The organism is Pseudomonas sp. Mb7, assembly GCF_054790525.1.
Genome location: NZ_CP186501.1, coordinates 3295327 through 3315466, shown reverse-complemented (window position 1 = coordinate 3315466; position 20140 = coordinate 3295327). Strand labels below are relative to the sequence as shown.

The window sequence follows — 20140 nt, the reverse complement described above, 5'->3', positions numbered from 1 at the left end:
TAGCCACGTGCCGCTCACCAGGCGTTCGCCGGCCCGTCGTGGGTCAGCAAGTGCTGGAACTGATCGGCTGAAACGGCGTGGGAGATCAGGAAACCCTGAACCTGAGTGCAGTCGATTTTACGCAACAGAGCAAGTTCTTGTGCGGTTTCTACACCTTCGGCCACCACCGTCAGGCCCAATTGGCGACCGAGGCTGACAATGCTGGTCAGCGCCTGCGCGAGTTCGGCATTGGCGTTGCAGCCTTGCACTAGCGCGCGATCGATTTTCAGTTCGGTGAACGGCGCCGACACCAGGTTCATGTACGAGCTGTAGCCCTTGCCGAAATCATCCTGCGACAGACCGAAACCCTTGATCCGCAAGCGGCACGCGCCGGCGTAGAAATTGCTGATGTCGTCGGGTACCGAGCACTCCATCAATTCGAAACAGATCCGCGCGGGCAAGCCTTGATGGGCAAGCACGAAAGCGAGGATGCGGTCGGGCAGGTCGTGGCTGTTGAGCAGGTGCGTCGGCAGGTTGATCGAAACCGGAATGTCATAGCCCTGTTCGCGCCAGATGGCTTGGGCGGCAATCGCTTGTTTCAGCACGCACCAGAGCAACGGCTCTTCGAGACCGAACGCAATCAACGCCGGCAAAAACACTCCGGGCAGCAGCGTGCCATGTTCGAGGTGATTCCAGCGTACCAGTGCTTCGGCTGCGACGATCCGGCCATTGTTCAAGGCCTTCTTCGGTTGAAACCAGGCTTGCAGTTCACCGTTGTCGAGGGCATTGCAGATACTCTGGCGATCGATGCCGGGATGGGTCGCCGCCGGGACGCTCTGGCGCAGCGCCTGCAATTGATCAATCAGGCAGCGCAGGGCGGCCGCATTCACCGGTTTCGAAATCAGCCCGATGACTTTCACTTGCAGGTTGCTCGCCACCAGGCTCGCGCCCATCAGCATCCGTCGTGAGGCGGCGCTCATGATCGCCAGTGCCGGACGTGAGCGTTGGGCGGCAAGGCCCTGAATGAATTGCACGCCGTCCATGCCCGGCATCAGCAGATCGGTGAGCACCAGATCGAAGTCGCGTTGTTTCAGGCAGTCCAATGCTTCTTCGCCGTCCTTGGCGCACGCCAGATCGAAGTCGCCCAACTCGCTGAACAGGTTCTGCAAATACAGGTGCTGGAAGGGGTGGTCTTCGACAATCAGAATGCTACAGGGCTTCATGGGCGACTCGTTCGTAGGGAGCCAGGACAGCGAACAAGGCTCGTAGCGTAAAAGGTTTGACCAGGCAGTGATTCATGCCCGCAGCCAGGCACAGCGCGTCCTCACCGCGCAGGGCGTTGGCGGTCGCGCCGATGATCGGGATGCTGCAACCGAGGCGCCGCAGGGCTTTGGCCAGTTCGTAGCCGTTGAGTCGGGGCATGTTGACGTCAGTCAGGACGATGTCGAACGCAGCGTCGGGCCACAGCGCCAAGGCCTCTTCGCCATCGCTGGCCAGCGCTACGGTGCAGCCCAGTTCTTCGAGCTGATCGCGCAGGATCAACTGATTGATGACGTTGTCTTCGGCCACCAGAATGTGTAGGCGCAACGGACGCATCGCGTGGGTTTCACTGTCTTGCGGGCGGTGAACGATCTGGCCGCTCTGGGCCTGGCGCACGGCCCGTTGAATCGCCAGCAGATCATTCAGATTGACCTGCCAGCCGTCGCCGCTGAACTGCGGCTCATGGGCGCCGTCACCGCTGGCCAGTACGCGCGGCCCACGCCATGTCAGGTTCGGGCGCTGTCCGAAGGCCGCGGGATACAGTTCCAGCAACACTGCCGTTGTATCAGGCTCGATGTCGTCCGGTGCGCCGATATGCGCGCGGGCGCCCCAACGACGCAACCAGCCACTGATGCTGTCGGCCAGCTCGCGCACAGGCGAAACGACATAGACGAGGTCCGCGGCCAAGGGCGGCAAAGCAGTAGAGGGTGCGTTGCCGCAGCGTTGCTCCAGCGGCACGCTCAGGGAAAAACTGCTGCCCAGACCAGGTTCGCTGACCATGCGCAGGGTGCCATTCATCAAGTGCGTCAGCCGCAGGCAGATGGGCAGGCCGAGGCCGGTGCCGGCAACCACATTGGTGTTGCCGGCGGTCTGGTAGAACGGTTCGAAAATGAACGCCTGATCGTCATGGGCAATGCCTTTTCCGGTGTCGGAAACCTGCCATTGCAGGCACACGCGTTCACCTTCGCGCGCGAGCAGTCTGACCCGCAATACCACGCGCCCGGAATCGGTGAACTTGACCGCGTTGCTCAGCAGATTATTGAGGATCTGCCGTACGCGGCTGACATCGCCCAGCAGGCAATCGGGCAGTTGCGGATCGAGGCAGGCATAGAGTTGCAGGCCTTTGCTTTGCGCGGCGGCGGCATAGCCTTGCACCACTTCGTGCACCAGTTCCGGGACGGAAAACTCGCTCAGCTCCAGCGCCAGTTGCCCGGCCTCGATCTTCGATACATCGAGCACGTCGCAAATCAACTGCAGCAACGTCGCCGATGATCCCTCGATCGCGCGCAGGTAACTTTTCTGCTGAGTGTCCAGTTGCGTGCGCGCGAGCAATTCCAGGGTGCCCAGCACACCGTAGAGCGGGGTGCGTATTTCGTGGCTCATGGTTGCCAGAAACAAGGTCTTGGCTTCGTTGGCGGCATCGGCCGATTGGCGCGCCTGTTCCAGTGCTGCTTCGATCTGTCGCCGAGCGCTGATGTCACTGAACGCACAGAGCAAGACGTCTTCACCTTTGTAGCGGGTCGGCGCACAGCTCAGGTACAGGTGACGACCGTCGGCAGTCTCGAAGTAATCGGTCAGGCACGGCGAGTGTTGGTCGAACGCATCACGGATCCAGCCAGCGCCCAGTTGCTCGCTGCACTGGCCCAGCCATTGCCGGGCGAGGGTGTTATCCAGCACCACTTGGCCGTCACTGCGGCGCAACACGCACAGCGCCACGGGGGCGGTCTGAATCACGTCGCGGCTGAACAGTTCGCTTTCCACCAGCGCCTGAATGCGCTGGATCGCCGGGGTGATGAAACGATGTTCCAAGCGTCGGACCAACAGGCACACCAGGCTGATACTCAACACGCAGAACAGCAGCGCGCCGAGCATTTGTGGCCACAGGGCGCGCAGTACCGCCAGCAAGTCGATGGAGTAAGTCAGCTGCCAGTCCGAGGATTTCAGCTGCTTGCGCAGCACCAATTGCTCGGGCAGCCAGCCATCGCCGACGAAGCCGAAAAAATCCTGTTGTCGCAGCAACGGCAGGTGCTGTTCGGGCGGTGGTTTGTGGCTGTTGCTGAACAGCGGTTTGCCTTGTGAGTTGAACATGGTGAACTCGCCGGCACTGTGGTCGCTCAGGGCGCTGGAGACTTCGCGGTCGTCCATTTCCAGGCCGAGCCAGCCGGAGTTGATGTCGCGCGCGTCTAGACGAATGAAGATGTATAGCTGCGAGTGGCCGTCGGCGGCATGGGTCAGCCACAGTTCCGACAATGTCGCCGTGAGCTTGAGCGCTTCCAACTGATCCAGCGTGGCCTGTGGCAAACCGACGACCAGCGGCGTCGCGTTGTATAGCCGCAATACATGACCGCCATTGCTGACATACAGCAGATTGAGCTGCTTGGCTTTCAGGTAATCGCGCATGCGCTGAGTCAGCCAGATGCTCCACTGTTTGCCCGGCGTTTGCCCCAGCAGCAGACGGATTTCCTCTTCGGACACTGGAACGTTGATTTCGGCCTTGCGCGTGGCCGACAGGCTCAGGCTTTCCAGCAGTGCTTCGCGGGTGGTGAAAAACGTATGCGCTTCGGCGATAGCGCTGCTCATGTAGCTGCGCCGTTGGGAAATCTCATTGTTGAAGGTAAACAGCAGAAAGCTGTAGACGCCGCCGAGAATGCCCACCAGCAGCACCAAGGCAAAAATGCGCAGCAGACGCCGCGCCGCATGGGGCGAGGACAGGAGCGGGCTGATCTGATGGAGGTAGTTCTTCAATCTCATCCCGGCACAGTAGGAGCGGCCGGGCATGATGAAAATCAGACGATTCTTAAAGAGAGCTGCGCAAACAATTGGCTATAGCAACGCATCAATGGATTCAAAGGTAACTCATGACAAATGCAATCGTTGCGTTGGCTGTTCCGGCGCGCATGCCCTTGTCAAACCCACCATTGCCACCTGTTTCAGCGACGCGAAAGTAACGAGCGCTCAGGGGGATCTTCAAGTTGCCTCCCACAGAGGGATAGTCTGCGAATACATAGCTTTGATTTAAAACCAAGGGGTTTCCATCGCTATTGAGTACTTGCAAAGCCACACCCTGAGCAGTCGAATCTGCACTCAGCTGTACGATACCCCTCGTGGAATTTTGCGAGGGAGAAGTTGGGGTAGGCTTGAGTGTATAAGTTACTTTTTTTATGCCTGGCGGACAATTGTTAAGGCTGATGTCAAATTTGACCGGCTCAGAATATGCGCCATTTTCGGCAAAGCTACTCATGTCATGCGACCCCATGTCTACTTTGATGTCAGGCGTTTCACAGGATTGAGGCACAATCGTTGTGCCATTGGTCGCCATTGCTAGTGGTGATACACCATCTGCATGGAAAGTCCCCAGTGTTCCTGCCGGGATTCTCTGTACATCGATTACATCCGCTATTTTGAATAGTCGTAGCACGTGTCTTGTGGTGTCCCATCCGAATCCGCCCGCCTCTCGGCGAATACCCGGATAAATGGGTATGGTTACATCGTCTTTGAAGGACCACTGCCATGCGAGCCCGGTGTTTCCGATCGCGTAAACAAGGTCACCCGATTTAGACACACCGACGTTGTTCTGAACACCATATGAAAACTCGTTAGTACATTTATACGAGCTGGGCGTAGGTCCCATTGTGAGCGGAGGACTTTCATATATTACGGTGCCGTTAGGTGTATCACGAGGAATCGAAAGTGTAGCGGGTACTTGCATAGTGATAGTTGTTTGATGATGACCCGGGTAGAACGAGCAATTAGCCGCGCCCGCGTAGCCGGGCGCGAAAAGTAACGACAGACATAGCGTGTAAATCAATTTCGTTAGCTGGAGCGGGCGCTGGAGTTTGAAACGCTTCATGAAGGGGTTTACGTAATTGGCCAAAGAGCGGCGTACGTTAAACACGCCGTTTGCCGATGGACATCAGGCGATTCTTAGAACACGCTCCCGCGCCTGCGCAAACGCGGCGATGTATTAGACTCACCGAAGCCTGAAAACCGTGCAGGTTGTGCGGCCCCCGGTTCACCAGAGAGGTCATATGGTCCGCTTGAGTATGGTCTTGCTCGGTCACGACTTTGTCCGCAAACGCTGGTCCGCGCTGGCGCTGACGGGCATTGTCTGGGGCGCGGCCGGTGTGGGCATCTTCATTGATGCGCTGGACGGCGTGCTGTATTTCCCGTTGCATCTTTTCGGCTACCTGTTGTTGCTCGAAGCGCTGATTCTGCTGCTGGTGCCGGCACCGCAAGCCGGCACCGCTGCGGCCCTGCGCAGAGCGCGCGGACTGGCGTTTCTCTTGCTGGGGCTGCTGATCGTCGACCGGCAACACGCTGCCGGGCTGATTCTGGCGGTGCTGTTTGGCGGGGCTTTCATCATTGATGGTGGCTTTCGGCTGGCGGCGGCGCTGGTGGTGCGCTTTGTCGGTTGGCAAGTGTCGCTGGCGGCGGGGTTGTTCGAAATCGGCTTTGGCGTGTTTATCCTTGAGCCGTATCCGACGCTGTATAAGGGCACGGTGCCGTTTTGCATTGGCATGAGCCTTTTCCTCACCGGTTGCGCCTTGTTGCGGCAAGCCGTGCGCTTCAAAAACCAGTTGCCGCTGACCAGTCCTGCTGCAGTGAGTGCGCCGGCCAGCAGCGACGCGATGGTTATTCACGTCTGGACCCCCAGTGGCACCGTCGACGACACCCTGGTGCGCAATCGACTGCTTAACCGCTACATCGCAGCAGTCGACATCAACGGCGTCATCTCCGCCGGCCATGCGGCACTGGAATGTGGCCCTGACATTTACATCAGCCATTACCCGCAGGATGACATCGATCGTTCGGCGGGGGATTTCGTGCGCTTGCTGCGGGCGACGCCGAACAACGATGTTGCCGGCAGGTTTTTGCCGGATTATGCCGGCGAGGAGGCGGACTGGTGTCCGTCTTCGGTGCAGGTCAATTTTGCCCATTACGACGCCCGGCGCCTGCATGCGTTCTGGACGGAGTATCGGCAGAACAGCACGTACAACCTGACCAGTCGCAACTGTTCCAGCGCCGTCGCCCATAGCCTCGAAGCGGCCTTGGAAGGGGCGATGAACCGGGGCCATTCGAGCATGCTGGACTTCGCTCGAATCATGTTCAGCCCCGAGTTCTGGGTCGCCGCGCAAGTGCGCAAGCGCGCCGAAGTGATGGCCTGGACGCCGGGACTGGTGCTCGATTATGCGCGAGCGTTGCATGCTGCAATCGAGCCGGCACCGCCGGGCTGGCACAGCATTTATGCGGTGACCAAGCGGGCCTTTGGGTATGTGGCCACTGCATTGCGGGGGCGTGAGGTGCATCCTGTGCAGCCGCCACCCGTGCATCCTTCCGACGATTCCTGACCGACGTTACACCAAGTTGCCCCCATCGCTGGCAAGTCGAATCGTCGCACCGCAGCTCCCACAGGTTTCTGCGGCGTGCATGAATTTCGTGTGCGACACGGACCCTGTGGGAGCTGCGGTGCGACGATTCGACTTGCCAGCGATGGCGTCCGCCTGTGCGCCGAAAAAACCAACTCCACTGGTCAACTAATTGCAAAGCAACCTAACTATTGCGTTGACATTCGCTGCCTAGGCAGTAACATCTCGACATACATTCACTGCCTAGGCAGTTATTAGGTGAGCAAATGAAGCATTTCACCCCGGACGAATTCAAACATTGCCATCTCGGCCTGTTGCTGGGCCGTGCGGCGCTGCTCAAGGACCGGATCATCGACACCCACATGGAACCCCACGGCATCACCGCCGCGCAGTTCAAGGTGTTGATCATCATGGCCCAGTTCGGCGTCGATACCCCGGCCGAACTATGCCGGCACCTGTCGCTCGACAGCGGCTCGATGACGCGCATGCTCGATCGTCTGGAGCAGAAAGGCTTTCTGGCTCGCCAGCGCAGCGAAGGCGATCGCCGTCAGGTGCAACTCAAGCTGACCGAGCAAGGCCAGCAACTGGCTGATCGTCTGCCGCATATCGGCGCCGATGCGATGAATGAACTGGCCGGCGCCGTCACTCCGGACGAGTTGAAGACCCTGGAATACATCCTCAAGAAAATCCTGCTGGCAGCCGGTGACCCGATCACCATCCAGCGGTTAGGTGAACACAATGAGCGGTAAAACCTTGCGCAGCAGCCTGACGCTGGTGCTGTCGGCGATGATTCTCGCCGGTTGCGCCAACTACAGCGGCCTCGACACTTCAGGCGCGAGCCTCGATGCGAAAAATCTGAAAGTCGGCCAGTCTCTCAACGGCGTGACCCTGTCGCCGGCCGCCTGGCCGAAAAGCGACTGGTGGACCAGCCTCGGTGATCCGCAGCTCGACGGTCTGATCCGCGAAGCGCTGCACGACAGCCCGGACATGCAAATCGCCGCAGCGCGCGCCCATCAGGCCAGCGCCGCCGCGTATGCCGCCGATGCCGAACGCTATCCGACCCTCGACGCCAGCGCCGGCATCAGCCGTTCGCGTCTGGCTCGCGATCAGGATCCGCTGGGGCAGGGTGGTGCTTATTCGACAGTGCGCAATGTCAGCGCCGGTTTCAATTACAACTTCGACCTCTGGGGCGGCCAGCGTGATGCGTGGGAAGCCGCACTGGGCCAGGCTCGCGCCGCTGAGGTCGATCGTCAGGCTGCACAACTGACCCTCGCCGCCGACGTCGCTCGCGCTTACAGCGATCTCGGTCAGGCACACATCGTTTATGACCTGGCCAACGAAGACCTCAAACGCACCAAGCAGATGCTCGACCTGAGCCAGCGTCGCCTGAGTTCCGGGATCGACAGCCAGTACCAGTTCCAGCAAACCCAGAGTCTGGAAGCCAGTTCCGAAGCCAGCCTGATCGACGCAGAAAAACGCCTGAACAGCGCCAAGATCGCCTTGGCCGTACTGCTCGGCAAAGGCCCGGATCGCGGCAACGAAATTGCCCGACCGAAAGTCCTGCAAGCCAGCGCTGTCGCCGTGCCGTCGGTGCTGCCGGCGGAACTGCTCGGTCGTCGCCCGGATCTGGTCGCTGCGCGCTGGCACGTTGAAGCGGCGAGCAAGGATATCGACTCGGCGAAAACCCGCTTCTATCCCAACTTGAACCTGTCGGCCTCGGCCGGTGCCGAGTCCTTGTTGGGTGATGCGATGTTCGGTTCGGCCAGTCGCTTCTTCAACATTGCCCCGACCATTTCGGTGCCGATCTTCGACGGCGGACGCCTGCGTGCCAACCTCGATGCGCGCGACGCCGATTACGACCTAGCGGTGGCGCAGTACAACAAAAGTCTGGTGAAGGCACTGGGCGATGTCAGCGACACGCTCAACCAGTTGCGTGACATCGGCCGGCAGATCGGTGCGCAGCAACACGCCACCGACATTGCTCAGGATTCTTACAACACCGTCGTCCAGCGTTACGGTTCCGGCATCGGCAACTACCTGGACGTGCTCAGCATTGAGCAGCAATTGCTGCAGGCCCAGCGTCAACTGGCCAACCTCAATGCCGAGCAGATCGACCTGTCGATTCAACTGATGCAAGCGCTGGGCGGCGGCTTCCAGGGTGACACCCTGACCGCAGCCAACGCCAGCCCAGCCACGCCGCACAACTAATTCAAGGTACTTGTCATGGCCACTGCCGAAAACACCCAAGCTCAAGGCAACACCCCGGACACCGGTAACCCGCGCAAACGCAAAGTGATGCTGCTGGTGCTGGCCGTTGTCGTCGCGCTCGCCTGCGCCGGCGTCTGGGCGTATCACGAATTCATCGGGCGCTTTAACGAAAGCACTGACGACGCCTACGTCAACGGCAACGTTGTCGAAATCACCCCCCTGGTGACCGGCACCGTGGTCAGCATTGGTGCTGACGATGGTGATCTGGTTCACGAAGGTCAGGTGCTGATCAACTTCGACCCGAACGACGCTGAAGTCGGCCTGCAAAGCGCCCAGGCGAAACTGGCGCGCACCGTGCGTCAGGTACGCGGCCTTTACAGCAACGTTGACGGCATGAAAGCCCAGGTCAATGCGCAACAGGCCGAAGTACAGAAGGCGCAGGACAACTACAACCGCCGGAAAAACCTAGCGCAGGGCGGGGCGATTTCCCAGGAAGAACTGTCCCACGCTCGCGACGACCTGACCTCGGCGCAGAACGCCCTGGCCAACGCCAAGCAGCAGCTGAAAACCACCAGCGCACTGGTCGATGACACCGTGGTGTCGTCGCATCCGGACGTGATGTCGGCCGCTGCAGATCTGCGTCAGGCCTACCTGACCAATGCTCGTAGCACTTTGATCGCGCCGGTCACCGGTTACGTCGCCAAACGCACCGTGCAACTCGGCCAGCGCGTGCAGCCGGGCACGGCGTTGATGGCGGTGATTCCGCTGGATCAGCTGTGGATTGACGCCAACTTCAAAGAAACCCAACTGCGTGACATGCGCATCGGCCAGCCGGTCGACATCGAATCCGACATCTACGGCAGCGACGTGAAATACAGCGGCACCGTCGACAGCCTTGGCGCCGGTACCGGTAGCGCGTTTGCTCTGCTGCCGGCGCAGAACGCTACCGGTAACTGGATCAAGATCGTTCAGCGTGTGCCGGTGCGGATTCACATCAACGCTGAAGAACTGGCCAAGCATCCGCTGCGCGTTGGCCTGTCGACCAATGTTGAAGTGAACCTGCACGACCAGAGCGGCCCGGTATTGGCACAGCAGCCTCCACAAAAGGCTTCGTTCAGCACCAACGTCTACGATCGCCAGCTGGCCGAAGCCGACGCGATGATTGCGCAACTGATCCACGACAACAGCGCCGCGGTGAGCAAAACCGCGCAACGCTGACCTGCACTGACTTTGTAGGAGTGAGCCTGCTCGCGATAGCGGTGTGTCAGACCCAATTCCTCGACTGATACACCGTTATCGCGAGCAGGCTCACTCCTACAGGGCTGCGGCGACCATCAGGTTTCATAGGATTCACAATGAGCAATAACGCCTCTTTCACGCCGCCCAGCCTGTTGCTCAGCACCATCGGCCTGTCGCTGGCGACGTTCATGCAAGTGCTCGACACCACCATCGCCAACGTGGCGCTGCCGACGATATCCGGCAACCTCGGGGTGAGTTCGGAGCAGGGCACCTGGGTGATCACCTCGTTCGCCGTGAGCAACGCGATTGCGCTGCCGCTGACCGGTTGGCTCAGCCGCCGTTTCGGCGAGGTGAAGCTGTTTCTCTGGGCCACCATTCTGTTTGTGCTGGCCTCGTTTCTCTGCGGTATCTCAACATCGATGCCGGAACTGATCGGCTTCCGCGTGCTGCAAGGTCTGGTCGCCGGGCCGCTGTACCCGATGACGCAAACCCTGCTGATCGCGGTCTATCCGCCCGCGAAGCGAGGCATGGCCCTGGCGTTACTGGCGATGGTCACGGTGGTTGCGCCAATTGCCGGGCCGATCCTCGGTGGCTGGATTACCGACAGTTACAGCTGGCCGTGGATCTTCTTCATCAACGTGCCGATCGGCATCTTTGCGGTGATGGTAGTGCGCTCGCAACTGGCCAAACGTCCGGTGGAAACCAGCCGTCAGCCGATGGATTACGTCGGCCTGATCACGCTGATCATTGGTGTTGGCGCGTTGCAGGTGATCCTCGACAAGGGCAATGACCTGGATTGGTTCGAGTCGAACTTCATCATCATCGGCGCGGCGATTTCGGTGATCGCGCTGGCGGTGTTCGTTATCTGGGAAATGACCGACCAGCATCCGGTGGTCAACCTGCGGCTGTTCGCCTACCGCAACTTCCGCATCGGCACGCTAGTGTTGGTGCTCGGTTACGCCGGGTTCTTCGGCATCAACCTGATCCTGCCGCAGTGGTTGCAGACACAAATGGGCTACACCGCGACCTGGGCCGGTCTGGCCGTAGCGCCGATCGGCATTCTGCCGGTGCTGCTGTCGCCATTTGTCGGCAAGTACGCTAACAAGTTCGACCTGCGTTTGCTGGCCGGACTGGCGTTTCTGGCGATTGGCTTGAGTTGCTTTATGCGCGCCGGATTTACCAATGAAGTGGATTTCCAGCACATTGCGCTGGTGCAGTTGTTCATGGGCATTGGTGTGGCGCTGTTCTTTATGCCGACCTTGAGCATTCTGATGTCGGACCTGCCGCCGAGCCAGATTGCCGATGGTGCTGGTCTTGCGACTTTTCTGCGGACGTTGGGCGGTAGCTTTGCGGCGTCGCTGACCACGTGGATCTGGATTCGCCGCGCGGATCAGCATCATGCGTATATGAGTGAGAGCATCAGCACTTTCGAACCGGCGACTCGCGAGACCTTGAATCATTTGGGCGGGGCGAGCCAGTCGGCTTATGCGCAGATGGATCAGATTTTGACGAGCCAGGCGTACATGCTCTCCACCGTGGATTACTTCACGCTGCTGGGCTGGGGGTTTATGGGGTTGATTCTGATTGTGTGGCTGGCGAAGCCGCCGTTTGCTGCGAAGGCGGGGCCTGCGGCTTCAGGGCACTAAGGTCAAAAGCCCCTCACCCTAACCCTCTCCCGGGGGGAGAGGGGACTGACCGTGGTGTGCTTTCGAGGTACGCCGACCTGAGTCACCGATTTGAACTCCGGTTTGGGGAAAGCGTGATTTGAGATCGGGAGTCGAGCGCGGGTTTTGAGCTGCACTCGGTCGGCTCCCTTTCCCCCTCGCCCCCTGGGGGAGAGGGCTGGGGTGAGGGGGTAGCGATCTTCAGCCGTGCGGCAAAGCCAGCGGCGGGGCGAAGTCGAACGGCGCCAATGCGTAACCGCTTTCATCCACCTGCAACGCCCACCCCTGACGATCCCAATCCCCCAACACAATCCGCTTCGCCGCTTGTTCACCAAGCTGCAACTTGTGAATCGCCGGGCGGTGGGTGTGGCCATGAATCAAGGTTTTCACGCCAAACGCCTGCATGATCCGCGGAATCTCTTCAGGCGTGACATCGACAATGTCATTGGCCTTCATCCGCGTCTGTGCACGGCTTTCACTGCGCAGCTTGCGCGCCAGTTTATGGCGGCTGCTCAAGGGCAGGTTACGCAGGATGAACAGCGTGATCGGATTACGCAGATAACGCCGCAGCTTCATGTAGCCGACGTCGCGGGTGCAGAGGCTATCGCCGTGCATCAACAGCACCGGCTCGCCGTAAAACTGCACGACACTCGGGTCCTTCAACAACGTACAGCCGGCCTGCTTGCAGAAGGCCTTGCCGAGCATGAAGTCGCGATTGCCGTGCATCAGAAAAATTGCCGTGCCGCTGTCGCTCAGTTCGCGCAGGGCCTGGCAGATGGAACGCTGGAAGGGCGTCATGGCGTCGTCGCCAATCCACGCCTCGAAGAAGTCGCCGAGGATGTACAGCGCACTCGCCGAGCGGGCGCGTCCGGCGAGTAAATCCAGAAACGCCCGGGTAATGTCCGGGCGCTCCTCTTCCAGATGCAAGTCTGAAATCAGCAATATCACGCTTCGATGATCTCGGCTTTCTCGATGATCACGTCGTCTGCTGGTACGTCCTGATGGCCGGCCTTGGAGGTAGTCGCCACGCCTTCGATCTTGTCGACAACGTCAGTGCCTGCAACGACTTTACCGAACACTGCATAACCCCAGCCCTGAGCGGTTTTGGCGGTGTGGTTGAGGAAACTGTTGTTGGTGGCGTTGATGAAGAATTGCGCCGATGCCGAATGCGGGTCCATGGTGCGAGCCATGGCCAGGGTGTACTTCTCGTTCTTCAGGCCGTTGTCGGCTTCGTTCTGGATGCTTGGACGCTTGTCTTTCTTTTCCTGCATGCCAGGCTGGAAACCACCGCCCTGGATCATGAAACCCTTGATCACACGGTGGAAAACCACGTTCTCGTAGTGACCGGCTTTAACATATTCGAGAAAGTTGGCAACGGTGATTGGCGCTTTTTCCGCGTCCAGTTCGATGACGATGTCGCCGAAGTTGGTGGTCAGTTTGACTTGAGTCATGATCGCTACTCTTTATAAGGAATTCGTGGGCAATGGGACATTTCTGCCCGTTACCGGTTCAGCCCGTAGGCCAAGGTGCGCAGTTTAGCGTGACAGGCGCGAATTTCGAGGCTGTTTTTCCAAATCCCTGCGATTAAATGCGCTCCTTTATAGGCCGTGCTCTGTCAGCCCCTTGACAGCATCGGCTATGATAGCGGCTTTGTTTTGTCTGGCCCCCTCTGCGGCCGCGCACATGTAAGTCAAGGATCCTATGAGCAAGCCCACTGTCGACCCTACCTCGAATGCCAAGTCCGGCCCTGCCGTGCCGGTCAATTTCCTGCGGCCGATCATCCAGGCAGACCTGGACTCGGGCAAGCACACCCAGATCGTCACCCGTTTCCCGCCGGAGCCCAACGGCTACCTGCACATCGGCCACGCCAAGTCGATCTGCGTGAACTTCGGCCTGGCCCAGGAGTTCGGCGGCGTCACGCACCTGCGTTTCGACGACACCAACCCGGCCAAGGAAGACCAGGAATACATCGACGCGATCGAAAGCGACGTCAAATGGCTGGGCTTCGAGTGGTCCGGTGAAGTGCGCTACGCCTCGCAGTATTTTGACCAGTTGCACGATTGGGCCGTCGAGCTGATCAAGGCCGGCAAGGCTTACGTCGACGACCTGACCCCTGAGCAGGCCAAGGAATACCGTGGCAGCCTGACCGAGCCGGGCAAGAACAGCCCGTTCCGCGACCGTTCGGTAGAAGAGAACCTCGACTGGTTTGCGCGTATGCGTGCCGGTGAGTTCCCGGACGGCGCCCGCGTGCTGCGTGCCAAAATCGACATGGCCTCGCCGAACATGAACCTGCGCGACCCGATCATGTATCGCATCCGTCACGCGCATCACCACCAGACCGGTGACAAGTGGTGCATCTACCCGAACTACGACTTCACCCACGGTCAGTCGGACGCCATCGAAGGCATCACCCACTCGATCTGCACCCTGGAATTCGAAAGCCATCGTCCGCTGTACGAGTGGTTCCTCGACGCACTGCCAGTGCCGGCGCACCCGCGTCAGTACGAGTTCAGCCGTCTGAACCTCAACTACACCATCACCAGCAAGCGCAAGCTCAAGCAACTGGTCGATGAAAAGCACGTCAATGGCTGGGACGATCCGCGCATGTCCACGCTGTCGGGCTTCCGCCGCCGTGGCTATACGCCGAAATCGATCCGCAACTTCTGCGAAATGATCGGCACCAACCGTTCCGACGGCGTGGTCGACTTCGGCATGCTCGAATTCAGCATCCGTGACGACCTCGACCAGACCGCGCCACGCGCCATGTGCGTACTGCGTCCGCTGAAAGTCGTCATCACCAATTACCCGGAAGGCCAGGTCGAGAACCTCGAACTACCGCGCCACCCGAAAGAAGACATGGGCGTACGCGCGCTGCCATTCGCCCGGGAAATCTACATCGACCGTGACGACTTCATGGAAGAGCCGCCGAAGGGCTACAAGCGCCTGGAACCGGCCGGTGAAGTGCGTCTGCGCGGCAGCTACGTGATCCGTGCCGACGAAGCGATCAAGGACGCCGATGGCAACATCGTCGAACTGCGTTGCTCGTACGACCCGGAAACCCTCGGCAAGAACCCTGAAGGCCGCAAGGTCAAAGGCGTGATCCACTGGGTGCCGGCCGCGGCCAGCGTCGAGTGCGAAGTGCGTCTGTACGATCGTCTGTTCCGTTCGGCCAACCCTGAGAAGGCTGAAGACAGCGCGAGTTTCCTCGACAACATCAACCCTGATTCGCTGCAGGTACTCACCGGTTGTCGTGCTGAGCCATCGCTTGGCAATGCACAGCCGGAAGACCGTTTCCAGTTCGAGCGCGAAGGCTACTTCGTTGCTGATATGAAGGACTCGAAACCAGGTCAGCCGGTATTCAACCGTACCGTGACCCTGCGTGATTCGTGGGGCCAGTGATTCAGCGTCAAGGGAAATAACGTGCTAACGATCTACAACACGCTCACCAAGAGCAAAGAAGTTTTCAAGCCGCTGGATGGCAACAAGGTGCGCATGTACGTCTGCGGGATGACCGTGTACGACTACTGCCACCTTGGCCACGGCCGCAGCATGGTCGCATTCGACCTGGTGACCCGCTGGTTGCGGTTCAGCGGTTACGACCTGACCTACGTGCGCAACATCACCGACATCGACGACAAGATCATCAACCGGGCCAACGAGAACGGTGAATCGTTCGAAGCGTTGACCGAGCGCATGATCGCGGCGATGCACGAAGACGAAGCGCGCCTGAACATCAAGAAGCCGGACATGGAACCGCGCGCCACGGATCACATTCCGGGCATGCACGCGATGATCCAGACCTTGATCGACAAGGGTTACGCCTACGCCCCGGGCAACGGTGACGTGTACTACCGCGTCGCCAAGTTCATGGGCTACGGCAAGCTGTCGCGCAAGAAAATCGAAGACCTGCGCATCGGCGCGCGCATCGAAGTCGACGAGTCGAAACAGGACCCGCTGGACTTCGTCCTGTGGAAAGCCGCCAAGCCGGGCGAGCCAAGCTGGGAATCGCCGTGGGGCGCCGGGCGTCCGGGCTGGCACATCGAGTGCTCGGTGATGTCCACCTGCTGCCTCGGCGAGACGTTCGACATTCATGGCGGCGGCAGCGACCTCGAGTTCCCGCACCACGAAAACGAAATCGCCCAGAGCGAAGCGGCCACCGGCAAGACCTACGCCAACGCGTGGATGCATTGCGGCATGATCCGCATCAATGGCGAGAAGATGTCCAAGTCCTTGAACAACTTCTTCACCATTCGCGACGTGCTGGAAAAGTATCACCCGGAAGTCGTGCGTTACCTGCTGGTGTCGAGCCACTACCGCAGCGCGATCAACTACTCGGAAGACAACCTCAAGGACGCCAAAGGCGCCCTCGAGCGTTTCTACCACGCGTTGAAAGGCCTGCCGACTGTGGCGCCGGCGGGCGGCGAAGCCTTCGTCGAGCGTTTCACCACGGTGATGAACGACGACTTCGGCACGCCGGAAGCCTGCGCCGTGCTGTTTGAGATGGTGCGTGAGATCAACCGTCTGCGTGAGAGCGATCTTGATGCAGCGGCAGGTCTGGCGGCGCGTCTGAAAGAGCTGGCGAGCGTGTTGGGTGTGTTGCAGTTGGAGGCGGATGACTTCCTGCAGGCGGGCGCTGAAGGGCGTGTCGATGCGGCAGAGGTTGATGCACTGATTGCGGCGCGTCTGGCGGCGCGGGCCGGGAAGGATTGGGCTGAGTCGGATCGGATTCGTGATCAGCTGACGGCGATGGGTGTTGTGCTGGAAGACGGCAAGGGTGGGACTACCTGGCGTCTGGCTGACTGAGATCAGGGACGCGGAGCGTCCCAGGCTGCATTCCCACGCGGAGCGTGGGAACGATCAACAAAACCCGCCTTGTGCGGGTTTTTGTTTGGCCGCCAGAAAAGCCCCTCACCCTAACCCTCTCCCAGAGGGAGAGGGGACCGAATGGGGGATGTTTAGGAAATACGCCGACTTGAACGTGCTGCTTTGAATCCATAATCGACTGTTTTTTTCAGGTCGATGCACAACGCCAGACACTTCGGTCAGCTCCCTCTCCCCCTGGGTGAGGGTTGCTTTTGACGTTCGCGTAGGTCTTGATGTCGGCAACGCGTTCAGCCGGATGCTGAGCGGCGACGAATATCGAATGGAGACACCATGGCCAATCACTACCGCGAACTGCTAACCACCCCCGGCGCCACCGGGCTAGTGCTCGCGAGTTCCATTGCACGCTTGCCGCAGGCAATGATCGGCATCGGCATCATCACCATGCTGGTGCAGCAAACCGGGGTGTACTGGCTGGCCGGCGCAGTCGCCGGGACGTTCACCCTGGCCAATGCGTTGCTCGGCCCGCACATCTCCAGACTGGTTGATCAGCATGGCCAGAGCCGCGTGCTACCTGTCGTCACGGCGTTCAGCATAGCCATGTTGCTGGCCCTGATCATCGCTGTTTATTGGCGCGCACCTGCCGGCTTGCTGTTTGTTCTGGCAGCATTGGCGGGGACGATGCCGAGCATGCCATCGATGATCCGCGCGCGATGGTCGCAGTTGTTCCGGGGCAAGCCGCAGTTGCACACGGCGTTCTCGCTGGACACCGTATTGACCGAACTCGCCTACATCATCGGCCCGCCACTGGCGATCGGTCTGAGCGTGAGCTTTTTCGCCGAAGCCGGGCCGCTGGTTGCGGTCGGGCTGTTGGCCGTCGGGGTCACGGCGTTTCTGCTGCAACGCCAGACAGAGCCGAAGGTTGTCGTCGGTCACGCCAGCCATAGCGGCTCAACCTTGCTGATCCCCGGCGTGCGCACCATTGTCCTCGCGTTGTTAGCGATGGGGGTCATTGGCGGAGCAATCGATGTCGCTGTTGTCGCCTTCGCCAATGCGCAAGGCTGGCCGGGGGCGGCGACCTTCATCCTCGCGGCCTATGCGTTCGGCTCACTGGTGGCGGGCCTGACGTTTGGCGCGATGAGGGTTTCCCTGGCGATCGAAAAACAGTTCCTGATCGGGATATTGGTCACGGCGTTCACTGGCGTGCTGCCCATTTTTGCCACGGACGTTTATGTCCTTTCAGCGACGCTGTTTATTGCCGGCATCTCGTTTGCGCCGACGATGGTGGTGGTCATGAAGCTGGGGACGATCATCATCCCGCCGTCGCGGATCACCGAAGGGCTGACGTGGATGACCACCGGTATCAGCATTGGCGTTGCGCTGGGCGGCATGCTGGCGGGGCTGGTGATTGATGCGTGGGGCGCGCGGGCGGGGTTTGGCGTGGCCATTGGCGCTGGGATCATGATGGTGGTTGTTGTGATGGTGGGATTGCGCACATTGGAGGCGGCTTCGGTTGCGCATGTTGAGCCGGAATTTTCGCCCTCACCCTAGCCCTCTCCCCCAGGAGAGGGGACTGAATGGGGGATGTTCAGGAAATACACCGACCTGAGCGATTTGCGCCGAATCCATAATCGCCACGATCTTTCAGGTCGATGTCCGGCGCCATACACCTCGGTCAGCTCCCTCTCCCTCCGGGAGAGGGATGGGCGGGCGGCGTTCCGATGAGGGAAAGGGCGGTTCACTCAACCTTCAATCTGCCGCAACCGCTTGTAAAGCGTATTCCGACTCACCCCCAACCGTCGCGCCAGGTGCGAAATATTCCCCCCGGCCGCTTTCAACTCCCGGTTCAACGCTTCCACATCATTCAAATCAACCCCCAGCGGCGCCGCGCTCTCCACCGGCTCCATCTCCAGATCAACAAAAAAATCATCCGGCAAATGCTCCAGCCTCACCGGCTGCTCCTCAGCCATCGCCAACGCCACCTGCATCACGCTACTGACCTGACGTAAATTCCCCGGCCACGGATGACGGCTGAACAACTCCAGCACCTCCTGACTCAATCCCGCCCACTGCGTCGGCTCGCGATGCTGTTCCCACAACCGTTTAAACAACGCCTCTTTATCACTGCGCTCTCGCAATGGCGGCAGCTCCAGCGTCAATCCACCAATGCGGTAATACAAATCCTCACGAAACCGCCCCAACTGCACTTGTTCACGCAAAGAGCGGTTAGTCGCCGAAATGATCCGCAAATCCACCGCAAACAACTCGCTGCTGCCCACCGGTTGCACGCAACGTTCCTGCAGCACCCGCAACAACCGTGCCTGCGTCGGCAACGGCATATCGCCGATTTCATCGAGGAATAACGTGCCTCTGTCAGCCTTGCGAATCAGTCCGATGCTGCCTTTCTGATTCGCGCCGGTGAACGCGCCTTTCTCGTAACCGAATAATTCGGATTCCACCAGTTCGGCGGGGATCGCCGCGCAGTTGACGGCGATAAACGCCTGTTTGCTGCGCGAGCTGGCCTGATGCAGAGCTTTGACGAAGACCTCTTTGCCGACACCGGTTTCGCCATGGATCAGCAGCGGAATGTCTTTCTCCAGCAAACGCTCAGCCTGGCGCACAGCTTTCTCCACGCGACTGTCGCCGAAGTGCAGGGTGCTGAGGCTGATAGCGCCCGCGGGTGGTTTTAATGGCACTTCAATGCTTTTCGGTTCGGCAAACACCCGAGGCTGAATTGGCGCCTGTTTCGGTCGCTTCAACAAACATTGAAAACGGTTACGCCCGGACGTCTGCAAGGCAAACGGCAACCCGTCGGGCTGATTGATCAACTCCAGCAGTGACACCTTGAACAGGCTTTCAACGCTGACCCGCGACAAGCGCACGCCGAGCAAATTGTCCGCCCGGCGATTGGCCGACAGCACCTGACCGCTCTCATCAAAGATCAACAACCCGGCCCACTGACTGTCGAGGTTGTTCAACCCGGTGTTGAAGGTCAGTTGAAAGTGCTGGCCATGGAACAGGTTGAGGATCAGCCGGTTCTCCACTGTCTGGCTCATCATCTTGACCATGCCCAAAGTGTGCGAGGGCGGCAGGTAGCTGTCGCTGGACACATCGAGCACCGCGATCACCTTGCGCTCAGCGTCAAAAATCGGCGCGGCGGAACCGGTCATGAAACGGTTGGCTTTCAGGAAGTGTTCATCGTGTTCGATGTGCACCGCTTGTTCACACGCCAGCGCCGTGCCGATCGCATTGGTGCCGCTGCAGCGCTCCATCCAGCTCGCCCCAGCCTGAAACCCCCGGGCCAGATTCGGCTCGATAAAGCGTTGCGTGCCCCACGAGGTCAGCACCTGGCCCTGATTGTCGGCAAGCATGATCAGGCAGTTGGAATTGCTGAGGATGTTTTCGTAATAGGGCAGGACTTCCTGGTGCGTGGTCTGCACCAGTGAATGGTGGCTGTCGAGCAACTGCGCGATGCCGGCGGCGGGCAGTTGATCGAAGGCTGGCGTGCTTTGGTGGTCGAGACCGAACGCGCGGCAACGTTGCCAGGAAGTCTGGACGATCGCGTCGTGGGACAGCGGCGGGGCAGGTGCGGCCATGGCAGTG

The 20140-nt window shown here is 59.9% G+C and carries 14 protein-coding genes; 8 read left to right on the top strand and 6 right to left on the bottom strand.

Annotated features, from left to right (window positions below):
• Positions 1 to 14: 14 nt before the first annotated feature.
• The 3 genes from pvrR to ACOYXH_RS14880 all read right to left on the bottom strand — a co-directional run bounded on the left by pvrR (position 15) and on the right by ACOYXH_RS14880 (position 5089).
• Positions 15 to 1202, bottom strand: a complete 1188-nt coding sequence (pvrR, locus tag ACOYXH_RS14890) for a response regulator cyclic di-GMP phosphodiesterase PvrR (protein ID WP_460409732.1) — start codon at positions 1200 to 1202, stop codon at positions 15 to 17.
• Positions 1189 to 3990, bottom strand: coding sequence for an ATP-binding protein (locus ACOYXH_RS14885; RefSeq protein WP_460409731.1), 2802 nt, complete (start codon positions 3988 to 3990; stop codon positions 1189 to 1191). Before ACOYXH_RS14885 ends, pvrR begins: the two co-directional genes overlap by 14 nt.
• 94 nt (positions 3991 to 4084) lie before the next feature.
• Positions 4085 to 5089, bottom strand: coding sequence for a fimbrial protein (locus ACOYXH_RS14880; RefSeq protein WP_320413184.1), 1005 nt, complete (start codon positions 5087 to 5089; stop codon positions 4085 to 4087).
• Positions 5090 to 5267: 178 nt separating this feature from the next.
• Here ACOYXH_RS14880 and ACOYXH_RS14875 point away from each other — a divergent pair, with 178 nt between their 5' ends.
• The 5 genes from ACOYXH_RS14875 to ACOYXH_RS14855 all read left to right on the top strand — a co-directional run bounded on the left by ACOYXH_RS14875 (position 5268) and on the right by ACOYXH_RS14855 (position 11698).
• Positions 5268 to 6587, top strand: a complete 1320-nt coding sequence (locus tag ACOYXH_RS14875) for a hypothetical protein (protein WP_320413183.1) — start codon at positions 5268 to 5270, stop codon at positions 6585 to 6587.
• Between the two features lie 284 nt (positions 6588 to 6871).
• Positions 6872 to 7354: a MarR family winged helix-turn-helix transcriptional regulator gene (locus ACOYXH_RS14870; protein WP_077573642.1), complete on the top strand. Its 483-nt coding sequence runs from the start codon at positions 6872 to 6874 to the stop codon at positions 7352 to 7354.
• Positions 7344 to 8813 carry an efflux transporter outer membrane subunit gene (locus tag ACOYXH_RS14865; RefSeq protein WP_460409730.1) on the top strand — a complete coding sequence of 490 codons (1470 nt, stop codon included), beginning with the start codon at positions 7344 to 7346 and terminating at the stop codon, positions 8811 to 8813. Before ACOYXH_RS14870 ends, ACOYXH_RS14865 begins: the two co-directional genes overlap by 11 nt.
• A gap of 15 nt (positions 8814 to 8828) precedes the next feature.
• Positions 8829 to 10031 carry an HlyD family secretion protein gene (locus ACOYXH_RS14860; RefSeq protein ID WP_008082123.1) on the top strand — a complete coding sequence of 401 codons (1203 nt, stop codon included), beginning with the start codon at positions 8829 to 8831 and terminating at the stop codon, positions 10029 to 10031.
• 137 nt (positions 10032 to 10168) lie between these two features.
• The gene (locus tag ACOYXH_RS14855) at positions 10169 to 11698 is read left to right on the top strand and encodes a DHA2 family efflux MFS transporter permease subunit (RefSeq protein ID WP_095050765.1); all 1530 of its coding nucleotides are present in this window, start codon (positions 10169 to 10171) and stop codon (positions 11696 to 11698) included.
• A 219-nt stretch (positions 11699 to 11917) separates the two neighbouring features.
• Here the strand turns inward: ACOYXH_RS14855 and lpxH are convergent, their stop codons facing one another.
• Together lpxH and ACOYXH_RS14845 are read right to left on the bottom strand one after the other, a co-directional pair.
• On the bottom strand, positions 11918 to 12664 hold the full coding sequence (lpxH, locus tag ACOYXH_RS14850) for a UDP-2,3-diacylglucosamine diphosphatase (RefSeq protein ID WP_095050764.1): 747 nt from the start codon (positions 12662 to 12664) through the stop codon (positions 11918 to 11920).
• Complete coding sequence (locus tag ACOYXH_RS14845; RefSeq protein WP_095050763.1) at positions 12661 to 13167, bottom strand: peptidylprolyl isomerase; 507 nt, start codon at positions 13165 to 13167, stop codon at positions 12661 to 12663. The genes lpxH and ACOYXH_RS14845 overlap by 4 nt, the downstream gene beginning before the upstream one ends.
• 250 nt (positions 13168 to 13417) lie before the next feature.
• Here ACOYXH_RS14845 and ACOYXH_RS14840 point away from each other — a divergent pair, with 250 nt between their 5' ends.
• From ACOYXH_RS14840 to ACOYXH_RS14830, 3 genes are all read left to right on the top strand, one after another.
• Positions 13418 to 15115, top strand: a complete 1698-nt coding sequence (locus tag ACOYXH_RS14840) for a glutamine--tRNA ligase/YqeY domain fusion protein (protein WP_320413179.1) — start codon at positions 13418 to 13420, stop codon at positions 15113 to 15115.
• A 21-nt stretch (positions 15116 to 15136) separates the two neighbouring features.
• Positions 15137 to 16519 carry a cysteine--tRNA ligase gene (cysS, locus tag ACOYXH_RS14835; protein WP_016986558.1) on the top strand — a complete coding sequence of 461 codons (1383 nt, stop codon included), beginning with the start codon at positions 15137 to 15139 and terminating at the stop codon, positions 16517 to 16519.
• A 351-nt stretch (positions 16520 to 16870) separates the two neighbouring features.
• Positions 16871 to 18088 carry an MFS transporter gene (locus ACOYXH_RS14830; protein ID WP_220556491.1) on the top strand — a complete coding sequence of 406 codons (1218 nt, stop codon included), beginning with the start codon at positions 16871 to 16873 and terminating at the stop codon, positions 18086 to 18088.
• Between the two features lie 191 nt (positions 18089 to 18279).
• On the opposite strand, the gene ACOYXH_RS14825 is transcribed toward ACOYXH_RS14830, so the two are convergent.
• The gene (locus ACOYXH_RS14825) at positions 18280 to 20133 is read right to left on the bottom strand and encodes a sigma-54-dependent Fis family transcriptional regulator (RefSeq protein ID WP_095048093.1); all 1854 of its coding nucleotides are present in this window, start codon (positions 20131 to 20133) and stop codon (positions 18280 to 18282) included.
• Positions 20134 to 20140 lie beyond the last annotated feature (7 nt).